The sequence below is a fragment of the Christiangramia forsetii KT0803 genome (genome assembly GCF_000060345.1).
Lineage (GTDB): Bacteria > Bacteroidota > Bacteroidia > Flavobacteriales > Flavobacteriaceae > Christiangramia > Christiangramia forsetii.
In genome coordinates this window covers 518,157-535,116 of the sequence record NC_008571.1, presented here as the reverse complement: position 1 = coordinate 535,116, position 16,960 = coordinate 518,157, and the positions used below count along the sequence as shown (strand labels likewise).

At 36.2% G+C, this 16,960-nt stretch carries 16 protein-coding genes; 2 read left to right on the top strand and 14 right to left on the bottom strand.

Annotation, left to right across the window (positions count from 1 at the left end; all coding sequences use genetic code 11):
* Positions 1 to 107 precede the first annotated feature (107 nt).
* Positions 108 to 3,323: a TonB-dependent receptor gene (locus tag GFO_RS02185; RefSeq protein ID WP_011708383.1), complete on the top strand. Its 3,216-nt coding sequence runs from the start codon at positions 108 to 110 to the stop codon at positions 3,321 to 3,323.
* A gap of 133 nt (positions 3,324 to 3,456) precedes the next feature.
* On the opposite strand, the gene GFO_RS02180 is transcribed toward GFO_RS02185, so the two are convergent.
* From GFO_RS02180 to GFO_RS17710, 3 genes are all read right to left on the bottom strand, one after another.
* Positions 3,457 to 4,128 carry a response regulator gene (locus GFO_RS02180; RefSeq protein WP_011708382.1) on the bottom strand — a complete coding sequence of 224 codons (672 nt, stop codon included), beginning with the start codon at positions 4,126 to 4,128 and terminating at the stop codon, positions 3,457 to 3,459.
* Complete coding sequence (locus tag GFO_RS02175) at positions 4,115 to 6,073, bottom strand: tetratricopeptide repeat-containing sensor histidine kinase (protein ID WP_011708381.1); 1,959 nt, start codon at positions 6,071 to 6,073, stop codon at positions 4,115 to 4,117. The genes GFO_RS02180 and GFO_RS02175 overlap by 14 nt, the downstream gene beginning before the upstream one ends.
* 110 nt (positions 6,074 to 6,183) lie before the next feature.
* Complete coding sequence (locus tag GFO_RS17710; protein WP_011708379.1) at positions 6,184 to 6,357, bottom strand: hypothetical protein; 174 nt, start codon at positions 6,355 to 6,357, stop codon at positions 6,184 to 6,186.
* Between the two features lie 383 nt (positions 6,358 to 6,740).
* Here GFO_RS17710 and GFO_RS02170 point away from each other — a divergent pair, with 383 nt between their 5' ends.
* Positions 6,741 to 7,592, top strand: a complete 852-nt coding sequence (locus GFO_RS02170; protein ID WP_011708378.1) for a M57 family metalloprotease — start codon at positions 6,741 to 6,743, stop codon at positions 7,590 to 7,592.
* 561 nt (positions 7,593 to 8,153) lie between these two features.
* Here the strand turns inward: GFO_RS02170 and GFO_RS02165 are convergent.
* The 11 genes from GFO_RS02165 to GFO_RS02115 form a co-directional block, all read right to left on the bottom strand.
* Positions 8,154 to 8,909: a sulfite exporter TauE/SafE family protein gene (locus tag GFO_RS02165; protein ID WP_011708377.1), complete on the bottom strand. Its 756-nt coding sequence runs from the start codon at positions 8,907 to 8,909 to the stop codon at positions 8,154 to 8,156.
* Between the two features lies 1 nt (position 8,910).
* On the bottom strand, positions 8,911 to 10,077 hold the full coding sequence (locus GFO_RS02160) for a molybdopterin molybdotransferase MoeA (RefSeq protein WP_011708376.1): 1,167 nt from the start codon (positions 10,075 to 10,077) through the stop codon (positions 8,911 to 8,913).
* Positions 10,077 to 11,069, bottom strand: coding sequence for a GTP 3',8-cyclase MoaA (gene moaA / locus GFO_RS02155; RefSeq protein ID WP_011708375.1), 993 nt, complete (start codon positions 11,067 to 11,069; stop codon positions 10,077 to 10,079). The genes GFO_RS02160 and moaA overlap by 1 nt, the downstream gene beginning before the upstream one ends.
* Positions 11,062 to 11,958: a bifunctional molybdenum cofactor biosynthesis protein MoaC/MoaB gene (gene moaCB / locus GFO_RS02150; RefSeq protein WP_011708374.1), complete on the bottom strand. Its 897-nt coding sequence runs from the start codon at positions 11,956 to 11,958 to the stop codon at positions 11,062 to 11,064. Before moaCB ends, moaA begins: the two co-directional genes overlap by 8 nt.
* Positions 11,958 to 12,401 (bottom strand): molybdenum cofactor biosynthesis protein MoaE, encoded by a 444-nt coding sequence (locus GFO_RS02145; protein WP_011708373.1) that lies wholly within the window; start codon positions 12,399 to 12,401, stop codon positions 11,958 to 11,960. The genes moaCB and GFO_RS02145 overlap by 1 nt, the downstream gene beginning before the upstream one ends.
* A complete protein-coding gene (locus GFO_RS02140; protein WP_011708372.1) occupies positions 12,394 to 13,404 on the bottom strand; it encodes a HesA/MoeB/ThiF family protein in 1,011 nt (336 codons plus the stop codon). The genes GFO_RS02145 and GFO_RS02140 overlap by 8 nt, the downstream gene beginning before the upstream one ends.
* Positions 13,404 to 13,640, bottom strand: a complete 237-nt coding sequence (locus tag GFO_RS02135; protein ID WP_011708371.1) for a MoaD/ThiS family protein — start codon at positions 13,638 to 13,640, stop codon at positions 13,404 to 13,406. The genes GFO_RS02140 and GFO_RS02135 overlap by 1 nt, the downstream gene beginning before the upstream one ends.
* Positions 13,637 to 14,242, bottom strand: coding sequence for a nucleotidyltransferase family protein (locus GFO_RS02130; protein ID WP_011708370.1), 606 nt, complete (start codon positions 14,240 to 14,242; stop codon positions 13,637 to 13,639). Before GFO_RS02130 ends, GFO_RS02135 begins: the two co-directional genes overlap by 4 nt.
* Complete coding sequence (locus GFO_RS02125; protein WP_011708369.1) at positions 14,239 to 15,393, bottom strand: XdhC family protein; 1,155 nt, start codon at positions 15,391 to 15,393, stop codon at positions 14,239 to 14,241. The genes GFO_RS02130 and GFO_RS02125 overlap by 4 nt, the downstream gene beginning before the upstream one ends.
* Positions 15,390 to 16,544: a cysteine desulfurase family protein gene (locus GFO_RS02120; protein WP_011708368.1), complete on the bottom strand. Its 1,155-nt coding sequence runs from the start codon at positions 16,542 to 16,544 to the stop codon at positions 15,390 to 15,392. Before GFO_RS02120 ends, GFO_RS02125 begins: the two co-directional genes overlap by 4 nt.
* A 77-nt stretch (positions 16,545 to 16,621) precedes the next feature.
* Entirely contained in the window at positions 16,622 to 16,957 is a 336-nt protein-coding gene (locus GFO_RS02115; protein WP_011708367.1) for a winged helix-turn-helix domain-containing protein, read from the bottom strand.
* Positions 16,958 to 16,960: the final 3 nt, after the last annotated feature.

Here is a 16,960-nt window from a genome sequence, read left to right as displayed (position 1 = left end):
TAAAATTAAATCTAATTGTTAAATTCACATTGAAATAATATGGCAGATAAAAAGGAAATACTATTTTTGCGAAAATTTAAAGTTTATTTAACACAACACAATCAAACATGAAACGACTATTACTACTATTTACAGTAGCAATTTTAAACATTGTAACAGCCGAAGCTCAGGTCACAACCGCTGAGATTAGTGGAGATGTTTTTTACGAAGGGGATACGCCACTTCCGGGAGCAAATGTTACAGCTGTTCACACACCTACTGGAACAACTTATGGAGCTGTCACCAATTTTGATGGAGGCTTTAACCTTTTAAACCTAAGAGTTGGCGGACCGTATAAAATTTCTGTAAGCTACGTTGGCTTCAAAACTTCTATATTGGAGGGAGTAGAATTAAATCTTGGACAAACCTACAACGTAGAAATTGAAATGGTTTCTGATGCTACACAACTTGATGCTGTGGTGATTAATGCCTCTAAAAACCAGATAATCAATAGTGATCGTACTGGTGCTGAAACTAATGTAGGCAGAAGAGAATTAAAGACTTTACCTACCATATCAAGGTCGGCTTCAGATTTTTATAGATTAGAACCAACAGCTTCCAGTAATGGATCTTTTGGAGGTAGAAATGATCAATTCAATAACTTTAGCCTTGATGGATCAATTTTCAACAACCCATTTGGGCTTGATGCTGCAACACCCGGAGGGCAAACAAATGCGCAACCTGTTTCATTAGATGCCATAGACCAAATTCAGGTTTCTACAGCTCCATACGACGTCACTCAAGCTGGTTTTACTGGCGCTTCTGTGAACGCTGTAACTAAAAGCGGTACAAATGAAATTAAGGGAACAGTTTATGGTTTTTTCCGAAATGAAGATATGACTGGAGATAAAGTAGGAGGTGATGATATTGTCGTTCCAGACCTTAAGCAAGCGCAATATGGAGTTAGTATTGGTGCTCCAATTATTAAAAATAAACTATTTGTATTTGCAAATTTTGAAATGGATGACCGAGAAGACCTTGGTTCTAACTTTTTAGCAAATAGACCAGGCCTAACCGGGTCTAATGTTTCCAGAGTTACTGCTGAAGATCTTGATTATGTATCTAATCAATTATCTTCTTTAGGTTATGAAACCGGAGCATATGAAGGCTATACGCATGAAACAGGTTCTACAAAAGGAATTGTAAAATTAGACTGGAATATTAACCAAAAACATCGGTTAGCTTTCATTTATAATTTTCTTGATGCTTCAAGAGATCTTCCTGCAAACCCGGAAGCGATTGGGAGAAGAGGCCCAGACTTTACAACGCTTCAGTTTAGAAATTCTGGATATACCATCAATAATAAAATTAACTCCTGGTTAGTAGAATTAAACTCTAATTTTGGAAATAATATTTCGAATAAATTTCAGGCTGGTTATACTTTCTTTGATGACAGTCGTGATCCTTTCTCCGCTCCTGCTCCACCTATCAACATTCAGAAAAACGGAGTTAGATATATCGTTGCAGGTCATGAACCTTTCTCTATCAATAACAGATTAGAACAAAACGTTTACCAGATCACCAACAACTTAAACATTGTATCAGGTAATCATACCTTCACATTTGGTGGTAGTTTTGAGAGATTTGATTTTGATAACTCTTTCAACCTTGGAGCTTATGATTTTGCTGGAAATCCAGATCAAGGAACTGGTCCTGTTAGCACTTTCTTTGATGCTTTTACCAGCGTTAGAATAGATCCTAACAATCCTGGAGGTTCTTTTGAAGAAGGAATCAACAATGGGACTGTTGAAGCTGCTCTTAATAACGCACAAAACATTTTCGACTCCAATAATGCAAATGACAGTTGGGCTCTAGCTGAAACCAATGTTGGTCAACTTGCTTTTTATGCTCAGGATAAATGGAAAATTACAGATGATTTTACCTTTACTTATGGTCTTCGTGTAGATAAACCTCTATATTTTGATACTAAAGATAAAATCCAGGAAAATATAGACCGTCTTGCTGGTGGGACTTTCCCTGATGGCGATTACCAGCCAGGCATTACCTATTTTGATGAAGATGGAGATGAAGTAATGCTAAATAGTCTTGAACTTCCTTCTAACGACTTATTATGGTCACCAAGATTAGGGTTTAATTGGGATGTAATGGGTAACAACCAGCTGCAATTACGAGGAGGAACCGGAATATTTACAGGTAGACTTCCATTTGTATGGATAGGAAACCAGGTTGCTAATCCCGCCTTCTTCTTCTATCAAACTACTGCACCAGATTTTAAATTTCCACAGGTTTGGAGAAACAGTTTGGGAGCCGATTATAGATTTGAAAATGGTCTTGTAGCAACGACAGATATTATTTACACAAAAGACATCAATGGCCAGATGGTAAGAAATTACGGACTTTCAACACCATCTGGAACCTTAAATGGAGTTGACAGCCGTCCTGTTTATCTTGATAGTGACAGAGCCTTAAATGAATTTGGAGGAGTTACAAACGCATATGTATTTACTAATACAGATGTTGGATACTCTTTCAACTGGTCTGTTAAACTAGCTAAGAGTTTTGAAAAAGATTTTTATGCTAGTATAGCCTATAATTACCTGGAATCAGAAGATGCAAGTTCTATCGACGCTGAAATTTCAAGTGATGCATACGATAGAAATCCTGCGTTAGGGAATGTTAACAGAGCGGTAAGTACTCCTTCAAGATACGGCGACAAACATAGAATTGTTGGGCAGTTGAATAAAGTATTCAACTATGGAAAAGACAATCGTTGGAGTACTTCTATTGGTGCTTTTTATGAATATGCTCAGGGAGGCAGGTTCTCTTATACTTATTCAGGAGACATCAATAATGACGGATCTGTTTTGAATGATCTTATTTATATTCCTACTCAATCTGAACTTGAACAATATAGATTTACAGGAAGTTCAACTGAACAAGATGCGCAGAGACAGGCATTTGAGCAGTTTATTCAGCAAGACGATTACCTTAGTGATAAACGCGGCGAATATGCTGGGAAATATGATATTCTTAGCCCCTGGAAAGGTCGCTGGGACGTAAAAATACTTCAGGATTATAACTTCAAGGTTGGGGAAAAGACAAATACTATCCAGTTAAGTCTTGATATCCTTAATTTTGGCAACCTATTAAATTCTGATTGGGGAGTAATTGAAATTCCTGTGAATGACCAGCCAATTGGGGTAAGCATCGATGAGAATAATTCTCCTGTTTACACCTTTGGAGACCAAAATAGAACTTTTACCAATGATTTTAGCCTTCAATCAAGATGGCAGGCACAAGTTGGTTTACGCTATATTTTCTAATGTAACTCATCAGCCAAAAAGATTAAAGCAGCTTCAGAAAAGAAGCTGCTTTTTTTAATTGAGTTATAAAAGAATAACTTGATGAAATTCAGATAAAAATCTAAAACCTATTAATTTGAATAGCGTTTTTCAGCTAAATAAATCCCCGCTCTTTAGCCTGAAACACCAAATCTCTATCTGAACCATTTTCTACCTCAAACACAAGTCTCAGGTTACGCTTTCTACGTTCAATTCCTGCCTTTGAAAGTGGCAATATATTTGGTAACTCTTTCATTTTAGTACCAATTGAAATTTCATATAGTAATCTACGATCTGTATGATCTAACAGAGCTTCATCACTAATCTGCTTTCGCAACATTTTCAAAACAGTTTTACTATAAAAAGGTGGTTCTGAAAGAAGCACCTGGATAGCACATACCAACTCTGCCGGAGTAAGATCATTTTTTACAAGAAATCCATCTGGATCTATATTCTTCAGAATGCTATGAATCCTGTAATTATCATTAAACGTGGTAGCAACAACAAGTTTCTTTTTTGGATATTTTTTTCTCATCAAAATACCCAAATCTTCCCCTGATATTATTTTAAGATTTTTCCCTTTTGGGAGCCTAATATCAAGAAAAACAATATCAATTCTATCAAATGTATTGGGGTCTTCAATAATTTCGTGGGCCTCATCAATAGTCGTGGCGAATATTGTATTCAACTCTAAATCAGACTTAATGAACACTTCCTCCAAAGCCTGCTGATAAGCATTCGCTATTAATGGATGATCATCAATTATAAGAACTTTAAACTGTTTCATCTTTCAAGATCGCTATTTTAAAAATAAAGCTTGTTCCCTGCCCAGAAGATTTTAAATTCATATTTCCTCCTAATTTATGTACTCGAAACTTCATATTACTCAAACCTATACCTTTTTTCTTCTTTTTGATATCAAATCCCTGTCCATCATCTTCTATAGTTAGATACAAGAAATTTTGGGCCGAACGAAAAGTAACAAAAACATTTTTAGCTTTAGAATGTTTAATTGCATTTTGCAAACATTCCTGAACTAATCTATACAAATTGATCTTTACGTCATTAGATATTTGATCAAAATCAAAACTTTCCTCGAAGTGATAATTAAAGGAAATCTTTGAAATCTCGTTCTTTTCTTTAACCAATTGATCAATTAAATTATGAAAACTCTCAGATGAATCAGAAATATCTGTAGATAGATTATGGCTTATATTTCTAATGTCTTTCTCAATATTCTGAAGCTCCAGTAAGTAGTCATCTATTCTATTTGAATTAGCGTATGGTTTTAAAAAACCAAGCCCCATTCTAGTACCAAATAATCTTCCCAGAATACCATCGTGAAGATCCCCTGAAATTCGTTTTCGTTCCTCCTGACGCCCCTCTTCCAGTTTAGTTTGTTGATTTAGCAAAAGATTATAAATTCTTTCATTAGATTCCTGTTGTTCCTTTTGCAATCTTAATTTCTTGAACTTATTGTATTGTTCTCTATAATAATAAAGGAGAATTAATCCACAGGTAGTAATCAGTGCTGTTATAGAAATCCAGAATTTTTGCTGACTCAGCAATTCGGTTTCTTCAATATATTGATCTGTCTCATAACGAATACGCGCAAACTTGTTACGTATAGATCGCTCTTCTTTTAAAAGACTATCATTTATCGCAATAAACTCCTTCAAATATTCAGTAGAATTTATTCTATCAATTTCAGCTAATTCCTTTAGTGACCTCAATTCATATTTAGTACTTTTTATTGACTTGGATAAATATTTAGCCTCTTCAAGAAGCTGTATTGTTTTTACGGTATCACTAATTTTACTGAAATATTGAGCTCGGTTAATCTTACTAGCTATAATTCCTGTTTCGTGTTTTAAACTGTCTCGGATTTTTAAAACATAATCAGAAGTTTTTAAAAAATTATCATGCCTTCCTAATTTCAGCTCGGTAAATGATATATTTTCTAAAACAATTGCAAAAAGCTGAATATCCAGTTTTTTTAGGTCTTCAATTACTATAGCCCTTTTAAATTCAATCAGTGCCTGTCCAAAATGACCCATATTTTGATATACGAAACCTTTATTATTTAATGATTGGGCAATCAATTTTTTATCATTTATAGACTGCGCTATTTCTAATGCTCTTTCATGATATTTTAATGCCTGGCTATAATTTTCGAGTCCATTGGCCACTACTGCAAGATTATTATATGCCCTATATATCTGTTTTTTTTGATCTGCAGGTAAAATTTTGAGGGATTCTACGGTCGTTATTTCGCTCCCTAAGTAGTCCTTAACCTTTTCCTGTGAGATAGCCATATTCAGTAACATCTTACCAGCAAGGTCATTTTGTTCTTCTGATCTATATAATTTATAGGCTCTGTAGTAATTTAAGTAAGCACTATCTAATATGTTTCTCTTAGTAAAGAAAAAACCTAAATCCCAGTAAGAATCGGCTTCTATTTTCTTGAAATCGAAATTTTGAGATAATTTGCTCGTCCGTTTATTATAAAGTCTAAACTTAGTTGAGTCGTTCTCTAATAATAAATAATGGAGAGATAAATCTTGAAGCAGGTTTAACCTAACAGAATCTAATGTTATAGTTTTCAATAAACTATCCACCTCAAGCGGACCCAAGTTATTCTGAATTATATAAACCTTAATAGAATCAAAACTTTTTTGTGTAGATGTATCGATCTGTCTCTCCTCTGAACCTGAACAGGAAAAGACTAACATTGTAGCTAAGAGTATAAAAAATCTAATGCTGATAGAAATAATTTGTTATTCAGAAAGCTAAAATAAAAAACCCCGGAAAACCAGGGTTCGATATTATATTTATTCAAGTGTTAATCTTCTCCTCGATGCTCTTCATCATTTTGTTCATTCCCGGTGCCTACTGGATCTATATCATCAGAAACTTTTGTAATTATCTCCTGTTCAGGTAAAGCTTCCGGTTCACAGGAAATAAAAGCTGCGCTACATAAAACAATAGCGAATAAGATTTTAGTTTTGGTTATCATAGTTCAAGTTTTAGTTATAAATTAATGTTTAGACTTCATTTATTAAACGTTCTTCTTAAAGTTCTTTATCATGTTTAATAATGATATAAAATTCAAAATAGAAATTTAAAAATAAAGCATCCCAAATCTATAATCTAGTATTTAAGTAGACTATTCATAATGCTTACAAAATGTAAGCTAAAAACATACTTTAGAAGTTTTGGATTCAAGAGAATAAAAAAATGATGCCCAGAAGGTGCTCGTCATCCCATATAAAAGCTAAACCTACAAAAATTTAAATCATATGTTGATATTTTAGACTTACACTTTGTATGGTAAATTTTTAGATATTCAACAGGTATCAAACTAGTTTTGGCTTCATTAATAACCCAAAACAATACATTATGATTAAAAGATTTCTATTTTTATCTGTGATTGCTACTTCATTAAGCATCACTTCCTGCCAGAAAGAAGAAGCAGGAAACAAAGCAACCGTAGAAAATGATGTTGCAAAAGCCGACCAGGAATTAGTAGTAACAGATGCGGTTAGAGAAAAAGTGAAAGAACTTAATTTTAACTCTAAACATATTGAAGTTATTACGCAAAAAAATCTAAACGGTGAAAGCGAATCGGTTTTCCAAATTGAAGGAGATATTTTAATGAGTCAGGAGACTCTTTCAGAAATGGAACCTGGAGATATCACCAACAAGCAGTACCGCACCTACAACCTTGTAAGTAGCCCAAGAAACGTTAATGTTATTGGATACACCGGAGGCGCTGGACAGGGTTTAACGTCTAAGCAAAGATCTGCCCTACAACGTGCTGTAAATAATTATAATGCACTTAACATTGGACTTAATTTCACCCTAACTTTTGGAACCAATTATCAGGCTTACGATATTGTGGTTTACCAAACTCAAAATGGCCAGGCAGGTGGTGTAGCCGGCTTTCCAAGTAACGGAAATCCATATAAATTCATCCAAATTTACAGCGGAATGGAAAATTACAGCACCGCTACAAATGAGCACGTGATGACACATGAGATGGGTCACACTCTAGGAATGCGCCATACAGACTGGTTTAGCCGTCAGAGTTGTGGTCAGAGCGGAGAAAGTGCTAATCCTGATGGAGCTGTACATATTCCCGGAACCCCAACTGGATATGACTCCAACTCTGTAATGCTGTCTTGTTTCAGTTCTTCAGAATCTGGAAACTTTGGATACTATGATGAAGTTGCTTTGGAGTATCTATACTAATTCTCAAGTATTAAATTGTTAGAAAAGCCAAACTTAAAAAGGATGTCCCTACGACATCCTTTTTTTATTCTGAGGAATGATTCCTATTTTCGTCATACTACCTTTTAACCTTCCATTTTATACCGAAAGTAAATTTGGTTAATCTCAGGATTATTCAAATTTTATAGACTCTTAAAAGACTTATTTAAAATAAAAAGACGTGCAGTAGTGACTACAGATCTTTTTATTCTTGTGACCTTGCCAGGATTCAAACCTGGGTTACGTATCCTCTAACTGAAGGAGGTTATAAGATTTATATATAAGGTAACTTTTAGGCATCTTTAAATTTGAGCTTATATAAGTGTATATCACTTCAATTTGAAAAAAATACACGTTATTTTAGTTATAAGAAAACTCCGACAAGGTATGTTAAATTATAAGTTCATATGGAATGAGAAGTTTGATTTATTGCTCGGTTCTATAAATGTTGATATTTAAAGTTTATTTCTCAACTACTGATAATTAACATTTTGAAATTAGTCATCCTACTGTTCTATTAACTTTATACTTGAATGAAATATTTTAAATACGTACTCCAAAACCGTTAAATAACACCAGTCTGACGCCTACATAAAAAACCAAAATAGCGGTTAGAATTCGCAGTAATTTCAGGTCAAACTTTTTATTTGAAAGGTAAGAACCTATACTTCCGCCAAAAGCTACCCCGATAATTAGTTGTACTACCAGATGATAATCCAACCGAAAAGTTCCGGCTACTTTCAGGCCTACAACTCCCGCTATGGAATTCACCAGAATAAATACTGAAGCTAGCGAAGCTATTGTTCTGGGATCTTTCCATTTTAACAGGTTCAAAAACGGAGATAAAAATATACCGCCACCAATTCCGGAAATACCCGAAAGTAACCCAATGCTTCCTCCCAATGCAAACTTCTTCAGATATGAAAATTCCTGGGATTCAAGTTTACTATTTACAAATTTCAAGATCATAAAAATTCCTGCTAGTATCAGCGCACTTCCCAAAATCAGAAAAAATACAGTTTCAGATAATTTTACCATAGCACCCAGATAAGCCATGGGAAAACTAAAAATAAAAAAAGGCCAGATCAGTTTGGGCTTTAAGACGTTATTTTTTATGAATATAATTGTACCAATTGTGACCACACAAATATTCAAAATTAAGGCAGTTGACCGAATTTCGTAGAAGTCGGTTAAAAAAAGGCTCAAAATGGCCAGGTAACTGGATCCGCCGCCAAAACCAACCGAACTATAGAACAACGCGATAAAGAAAAAAATGACAGGCAAATATTCTAAGGGCATCCTATGAAATTAAATAACAATCAATTTGATCTCCTTTTTTTGCTGAAGTTTCAGCATCTATAAAAGCCAGAGCATTACCTTTTGCCATCGACTGTATCATCGAAGAACCCTGCCCATCCAGAATTTGAACATTATCGTTAATGACTTTCGCTTTTAGAAACGAAGGCCGATCTGATCTGTTTTCAAAATCATGACTTATGGAAAAAGAATATTTTGGTAATCCGCATTCTTGAAAACCACTGAATTTTTGAAGAAATGGTAACACATAGATATAAAAACAACTTAGCGAAGAGGCCGGGTTTCCTGGGAGTGCAAAAACAAATTTATTTTCTTTTCTTCCGAAAAACAATGGTTTCCCAGGTTTCTGAAACACTTTATAAAACTGCTCCTCTACTCCATTTTCTTCAAGCGCCTGTTTTACAAAATCATAGTCTCCTACTGAAATTCCGCCGGAAAGGATTAGAATATCAGTATTTTCAATAGATTTTTTTATTCCAGATTTTATGGATTCAAAATTGTCCTCGATCTGTAATCTATGTTGTACAGGAAATCCGAATTGCTCACATGCAACTGCCAGCGCATAGCTATTGGATTCGTAGATCTGTCCTTCCTTTTTAAATTTTCCGGGAGTAATCAGTTCATCCCCCGTGGTGATCAAATTGATGACCGGTTTTTTATAGACCTCTACTTTTTCAATTCCCAGGCTTGCTATCATCCCAATTCCTGCGGGAGTGATCGCATAACCTTTTTCAAAAACCAGCTGACCTTCTTCCAGTTGCCCACCTTTCCTCCGAATACTCTGCCCTTCTTTTGGTTGCTCCTCCAGGATCAATTTATCGCCATTTACTTTGGCCTTTTCCTGCATCATCACGGCGGTCGTGTTTTCTGGAACTTTTGCCCCGGTAAAGATCCGCACGGCCTCGCCTTCTTTCAAATCGATCTCACTTATGTTTCCAGCAGCAACTTCACCAACAATTTTATATTCTTGAATGATTCCGCATAAGGCATAACCATCCATCGCAGAATTATCGAAAGAAGGCATGGCGAAAGGCGCGACAAAATCTTCGGAAATGGAAAATCCAAGACAATTAATAAGTTTTCTAATTTCAGTTTTCAATTTAATATCCTGATCTTGAATGATCTTTATAGCCTCTTCAATTCTTACCATTATCCACCTATTGAGATCATTGAACGGTTATTTTCATAGTGATCGGCATCCATTTTTACATCCATCCCGTCACGGGAATATTTTTTGGTTTTGATCGCATTTATAATCAACTCTTCCATTTTCTCCCCATTCCGAAGTGGCGTAAGCAGATCGGTCTCAGAATTGGCAAAAAGACAGTTCTTCATCTTCCCGTCGGCCGTCACCCGAATACGATTGCATTCACTGCAAAATGGATTGGTGATCGTACTTACAATGGCAAAATTCCCCACATGTCCCGGAACTTTAAAATTGGTAGATGTACTATGTTTCGGGTTTTCCAGTTCCTTAATACTTCCAAACTTTTCAGAAATAGTATCCAGAATTTCCTGTTTCCCCACTCCTTTACTCCAGTCCCATTTATTACCTTTAAATGGCATGAATTCAATAAATTTAACGGTCAGGTTTTTATGTTTGGTGAGCTCAATAAAATCATTGATCTCTTTGTCATTCACAGTTTTGATGAGGACAATATTCAGCTTCACTTCCATATCCATTTCCAATGCCTGCTGAATATTTTTCCAGATACGATCAAAGTAATCACGCTTGGTAATAAAAACCGATCTTGCTTTATTCAAAGTATCCAGGCTAAGATTGATCTTTTTCAAACCTATCTTCTGAAAAAGTTCCAGGTATCTATCTAACATAATTCCGTTGGTGGTGATCTTTAAGGTCACACCCAGTTTTGCCAATTCCTCCACCAGGTATCCAAAATTCTTACGCACCAAGGGCTCGCCACCGGTTAGTCGAATCGTATCCACCCCCAAATCTCTGAATTTGGTAGCGAGTTCAATGATTTCTTCGATGGTCATTATACTGGATTTCTCCATCAGCTCGATCCCTTCCTCCGGCATACAGTAAAAACATCGAAGATTACACCTGTCGGTCAGGGAAATCCTGAGATAGGTATGTTTTCGTCCAAAATTATCTACTATTTGCTTTTTCTCTTCAATCATGTCTTTTTCCTTCTATCACTTTAAAAATGTGCAATACATGTGGAAATATCGCATCCATGCATTCTGCAGCTCCTTTCGTTGATCCCGGCAACGCTAGCACAACTTTGTCTTTTACAATCCCCGCAACAGATCTTGATAACATCGCATATGGCATGCGCTGCTGACCATAATTCCGCATTTGCTCCTCCACTCCTTTTAACCGAAGATCCAGTAACGATTCAATGGTTTCAGGCGTTACATCCCGTGGACCAACGCCCGTGCCACCGGTGAAAATAACCAACTCGGTCTCTGCTTTAATTAAGGCTGAAGTGATTTCTTCTGCTTCATCTGGAATGATGACCTTTTCAGCTTTAATACCTAATTCTTCCAATTTGGAAACGATCGCTTTCCCGGCTTTATCTTTTCCTTTTCCTTTGGAAATAGTATCTGAACACACCACTACTTTTGCAGTAAGCCCTTCGGCATCTATTTTATAAGAAGATTTTCCGCCCTTTTTCTGCTGAAGTTTGATCGTACCTATTTCGACATTCTTATCAATTGGTTTTAGCATGTCATAAATCGTCAAGGCCACGATACTGGCTCCATGCATTGCTTCAACCTCTACGCCTGTCTTGTAAATAGTTTTAACGGTCATAGAGATCTTGATCTCGTGTCCGTTGATCTCGTATTCAATTCCAGTATATTCTATAGGCATCGGATGGCAATCTGGTAAAAGATCTGGAGTTTTCTTAACCCCAAGTAAACCTGCAGCTTTAGCCATTTCAAATACATTCCCCTTCGGAACGCTGTTTCTCTGGATTGCCTTGATCGTTTCTTCGCTGGAAGTTCGTACGATTGCAATCGCGGTCGCTTCTCTCAACGTATTTATCTTATGGGTAATATCAACCATTATTTATTAACTTTCCATTGATGGGTTTCATCTTCAAAAATCTCTTTCCCGAAAATTGGCACATTAGCCTTGATCTCTTCTACAAAATAATTGCAGGCTTCTATGGCAATCTTTCTATGTGCCGAAGATGTAAATACAAAAAGACATATTTCCCCGGTTTTCACTTCGCCTAGACTATGATAGATATGCGCACAAGTAATATTAAATCTTAAAAAGGCCGCTTCTCTTATCTCATGAAAGACATTCTCTGCCATTTCCTCGTATGCTGAATAATGGATAGCGCTCACTGTTTTTCCATCAGTTTTATCTGCTCGAATCTGACCTAAAAAGATGCTATGCGCACCAATGTTAGTTTTAGACTGATGGTTCGCAATGGAAGTCGCAATCTTTTCTGGGGGAATTGCGCCCTGTACAAATACTTTTTTTGGTTTATTCTTATCCATATATTATTGTTTCTATCCCTCCTTCTACATTGTTTAGATTCTCGAAACCGTATTCGGCTTTCAATAGGTCTACTATTTTCTTACTTCGTTTACCAGACTGGCAAAAGACGAAAATCTCTTCTTCTTTCGGAATTTCCCAAAGTCTTTCATCTAGATCACTCATCGGTATTTGTATCACTTTTTCTGAAGTGATCTTGGGTTGCTCAAAAATTTCACGGATATCTAGATATAGTCTTGTATTGTCATTGATCTTACATTCAATTATCACCGGAATAATTCCACTTTCCCTGATCTTTTCGATTTCTTTTTCCCTTTTCTGAATATTCATAATTTGTTCTGAACCAATTAGCAAATTGGATATTTTCAGTTTTCCGGAAAGCAAATTTCCAACTCCTAATAGAATCTTTAAAACTTCCATCGCCTGAAGCATTCCAAAGATTCCTGGAACTACTCCCAGAACACCTGTGGCTTCACAACTCACATTGTTTCTGGTAGTCTTAGGAAAAAGACATCTATACGATGGTCCATTTTGATAATTAAAAACAGATAACTGACCTTCATTTTTATAGATCGAAGCATAAACCCAGGGTTTATTAGCTAAAATACAGGCATCATTGATAAGGTATTTGGTCTCAAAATTATCCGTTCCGTCAAGGATAAGATCATATTGACTAAAAAGCTTTTCTGCATTTTCAATACTCAGAGCTTCATCAATGGCAACTATTTCGATCTCACTATTTAATTGCTGCAGTTTTTCCTGACTAACCATAGCTTTCGATCTTCCAATATCATTCTCATTATATAAAACTTGGCGATGCAAATTGCTGATGGAAACTTTATCGTGATCCATCAATGCGATCTTTCCAATACCTGCTCCCACAAGATATTGTGCAGCAGGGCAACCAAGTCCGCCCACACCAATTATGAGCACACTGCTATTGCTGAGTTTTTCCTGTCCGGAATCTCCAACTTCATCTAAGGTTATTTGTCTGTCGTATCTCATTATCCTCCTGCGAATGGCGGCAAAAATGCTACTTCATCACCTTCTTTTAGTTCTGATTTCAAATTCAAATCCTGATTTATGGCAAGCTGAACAGCTTCAGGATCTTGAATTTTATATTTTTTTATTTGCTGATCTTTGAGATCGTATAAAGTGATTTGATCTGAAACATTCAGAACTTCTTCGGTTCTACCGGTAGCTTCTGCGATCATACCAAAATATCTTAAAGTGAGTTTCATTCTTCCATCTTCTTTAATAATTCCACATCATTCTTAGTATCCACATCAAAGTTCGCCTCATTTAATTTTAGAGTCTCATATTGAAACCCTTTCTTATAAATCATTTTTTTAGCTCCATGATCTCCTTTCAGTTTTTGTAAATCTGAAAATAAACTGCTTGAGAAAATCGCCGGAACTCCAATATCTCCATCATATTCTGAAAAAGTGGCACTGCTATTTTTATTTATCTGAAGGTCTATTAATTCTTGAATTTGTTCTTTTGATACCAATGCCTGATCTGAAAGCAGGATAAGTAAATGGTCTAATTTCTTTTCATTTTCCAAGGTTTTGGTTAAACCGAACTTTATACTGGAAGCCATTCCTTCTTCCCAGTTTTCATTCACAATTACTTTTACATTTCCCGGTTTAACCTGGGATCTGATTTTTTCTGCACTTGATCCAAGCACCAAAATATTTGAGTCAAAAGATAAAGAGTTAACCAGCTCCATCATACGCTGTAACAAAGCTTTTCCTTTAAACTCCACCAATTGCTTCGGAAACCCGAGTCTACTGGAAGCACCTGCTGCCAGGATCAAAACTCCTATTTTCTTATTCCCTATCAAAGCTGAATTTCTTTAAAGTGATTTTCTTTTTTATCGTGGATAGGAGTTTCCTTTTGCTTCAATGGCCTTGCGCTCTTGCCAGTCAAAACCGATTGAATCTCAGCTAAAATAGAAAGTCCGATCTCTGCAGGGGTTTCAGCTCCTATTTCCAATCCCACCGGAGCATGAATTTTGACCAACCGATCAGCATTTAACTCAAAACCTTCCTTGCGCAGGTCGGTCCGCATTCTTTCAAACTTCTTTCGTGGACCCAATATTCCGATATATGGAATTTCATTTTTATTCATTAATAATTTTAATACAGCCAGATCATAGTTGTAGTTATGACTCATCAAAACAAAACAAGTAAGGGCATCGATCCTGATATTCGATAAGGTTTCTTCAGGTTTAGAAACAATTACCTGGCAGGAACTGGCAAAACGTTCCTTATTTGCGTGAGTTGGGCGCCCATCGGTCACAATTACATCCCAACCAAGTAATTCAGTTTGCTGAGCCAGGATCTGCGCATCATTCCCGGCACCAACAAGTACTAACTTCACCGGTGGCTTATAATTCTGAATAAAAAAATGGTGGGTTTTGTCTTTAATAGAAATCTCAGCAAAGTGTGGTTTATCATTCTTAAGGCTCAATTCACCTTCTTTAATAATTAGATCCAGGACTTGCTTTTCAGGTTTTTCACCACTTAATTGTAAATCTTCATTGATGAAAAATTTCGTTCCCGGCTGATCCTGTGATTTATCTAAATTGAATTGTACTACGATCGCCAGTTTCTGATCCTTGGAAATAAGAGTTTTAAGTATTTCGCAAGGATTAAACTCATTCTTAAAATCTAAATATTCAAAAAGAACCTGAATGATCCCGTTACATCCTAATTGCGCTCCAATTAAGGCATCATCTTCCTCGCTAGTATCGTAAGTCACCAGTTTGTTTTTCTGCTGATGCATGGCATGAAGAGCTTTTCTTAGTGCATCTCCTTCCAGGCAGCCACCACTGATAGCTCCGGTAATATTGCCGAATTCATCAACCAACATTCTTGCTCCCGCTCTTCGGTAAGAAGAACCTTCAACATGGACCACCGTAGCTAAAACACTTTCGGTTCCAGCCCTTTTCAGAGTATTATATTGAGCGACAATCACATCCAATTCTCTCATGCGGTTGCGGTTTTAAGCTGTTCAATTGTTTTAGTAATTTCGGCAACTGCAAATTCTATATCTTCTAAACTCGTAAGTTTTCCAAGGCTTATGCGCAAAGATGCTAATGCCTGTTCTCCTGTTACACCCATCGCCAATAACACATGAGAAGGCTGGACAGTATTTGCCGTACAGGCTGAACCTCGTGAAACAGCGAGCATATTCAGTCTTCGAAATATCTGGCTTCCCTCGATATTTTTGAAGCTAATATTTGTGGTATTCGGTAATCGATTTGCTTCTTTTGAATTAATCTCCGCTCCTTCAATTTTTAATAAAAGTGTTTCCAATTTATTTCGCAATTCAAGTAATCTCCTGGAATCTGAATTCATTTCAAAAAAAACAATTTCAGCAGCTTTCCCAAAGCCCACGATAGCTGGGACATTCAGAGTTCCGGGACGTAAGCCCCGCTCCTGACCGCCACCAAATTCATGAGGATCCAAGTGTATCTTATTCTTCTTGGATATATATAGTGCGCCAACACCCTTAGGACCATAAATTTTATGCGATGAAAAAATTGCCATATCAATATTCAGATCCTTTAAATCAATCGGAATTTTCCCAACCGCCTGCGTAATATCGCTCATTATACAAACATTCTTAGCATGGGTTATCTGAGCAATTTTTTTAAGTGGATGAATAAACCCGGTTTCATTATTAGCCAGCATCAGGCAAACCAGGATTGTTTCAGCAGTAATCGAATTTTCCAGTTCCTTTAGATCGATATTTCCGTCTCCATCAACATTAAGATAAGTAATCTTAAAACCTCTATTTTCTAAAGCCCCCAATGTATCCAAAATCGCTTTATGTTCTGTTTTACAGCTAATAATATGATCCCCCTTATTTTTATTTTTTTGGCAAAACCCGAATAATGCAAGATTTGCAGCTTCTGTTGCTCCAGAAGTATAAGTAAGTTCTGTTGGCTTACAATTAGCCAACCTGGAAATCTGTTCTCTAGAATTTTCTACAGCTTCAGCTGCGTCCCATCCAAAAGCATGGTCACTACTTAGGTTTCCAAATTTTTCGGTAAAATATGGCAACATTTCTTTAACCACTCTAGGATCCACAGGTGTGCTGGCATTGTAATCCAGGTATATCTTCTTTTTAGCAGGCATTTAAGAAAGCGTTATGTATTTGTATATATATCGCATGGTAAATTTAATCAGGCAATAAATAATGACTAGCTTAAAAGCTATTTTAATAATTTAAGTAAATCCTGTCGACTTATTAGATCAGTAATTTCTTTTTCCAATCTGTCATATTCAGCTACTACTTCTAAACCATTAGCAGTAACTTCTGCTCCACCTCCGTGGGAACCTCCTTTTTTCAAAATCACCAATGGTTTTTCAGAATGCTGATTTAATCTTTGTATCAGATCCCATGCCTTTTTATAAGACATATTCATTACTACAGCAGCTTTTGATAGCGAGCCTTCCTTATGAATTTTTTTGATCAATTCATTGGGTCCAGGACCAAATAACTTTTCTCCTTCATCTTCTACCCAGCACTTTATGCGGATCTGCTTCATGAA

Coding starts and splice junctions, on each gene's coding strand:
- GFO_RS02145 (WP_011708373.1), bottom strand. CDS start 12,401: ATGGATAAGAATAAACCAAAAAAAGTATTTGTACAGGGCGCAATTCCC.
- GFO_RS02180 (WP_011708382.1), bottom strand. CDS start 4,128: ATGAAACAGTTTAAAGTTCTTATAATTGATGATCATCCATTAATAGCG.
- GFO_RS02160 (WP_011708376.1), bottom strand. CDS start 10,077: ATGGTAAGAATTGAAGAGGCTATAAAGATCATTCAAGATCAGGATATT.
- GFO_RS02185 (WP_011708383.1), top strand. CDS start 108: ATGAAACGACTATTACTACTATTTACAGTAGCAATTTTAAACATTGTA.
- GFO_RS02120 (WP_011708368.1), bottom strand. CDS start 16,544: ATGCCTGCTAAAAAGAAGATATACCTGGATTACAATGCCAGCACACCT.
- GFO_RS02135 (WP_011708371.1), bottom strand. CDS start 13,640: ATGAAACTCACTTTAAGATATTTTGGTATGATCGCAGAAGCTACCGGT.
- moaCB (WP_011708374.1), bottom strand. CDS start 11,958: ATGGTTGATATTACCCATAAGATAAATACGTTGAGAGAAGCGACCGCG.
- GFO_RS02175 (WP_011708381.1), bottom strand. CDS start 6,073: ATGTTAGTCTTTTCCTGTTCAGGTTCAGAGGAGAGACAGATCGATACA.
- GFO_RS17710 (WP_011708379.1), bottom strand. CDS start 6,357: ATGATAACCAAAACTAAAATCTTATTCGCTATTGTTTTATGTAGCGCA.
- GFO_RS02115 (WP_011708367.1), bottom strand. CDS start 16,957: ATGAAGCAGATCCGCATAAAGTGCTGGGTAGAAGATGAAGGAGAAAAG.
- GFO_RS02140 (WP_011708372.1), bottom strand. CDS start 13,404: ATGAGATACGACAGACAAATAACCTTAGATGAAGTTGGAGATTCCGGA.
- GFO_RS02170 (WP_011708378.1), top strand. CDS start 6,741: ATGATTAAAAGATTTCTATTTTTATCTGTGATTGCTACTTCATTAAGC.
- GFO_RS02125 (WP_011708369.1), bottom strand. CDS start 15,393: ATGAGAGAATTGGATGTGATTGTCGCTCAATATAATACTCTGAAAAGG.
- GFO_RS02165 (WP_011708377.1), bottom strand. CDS start 8,909: ATGCCCTTAGAATATTTGCCTGTCATTTTTTTCTTTATCGCGTTGTTC.
- moaA (WP_011708375.1), bottom strand. CDS start 11,069: ATGATTGAAGAGAAAAAGCAAATAGTAGATAATTTTGGACGAAAACAT.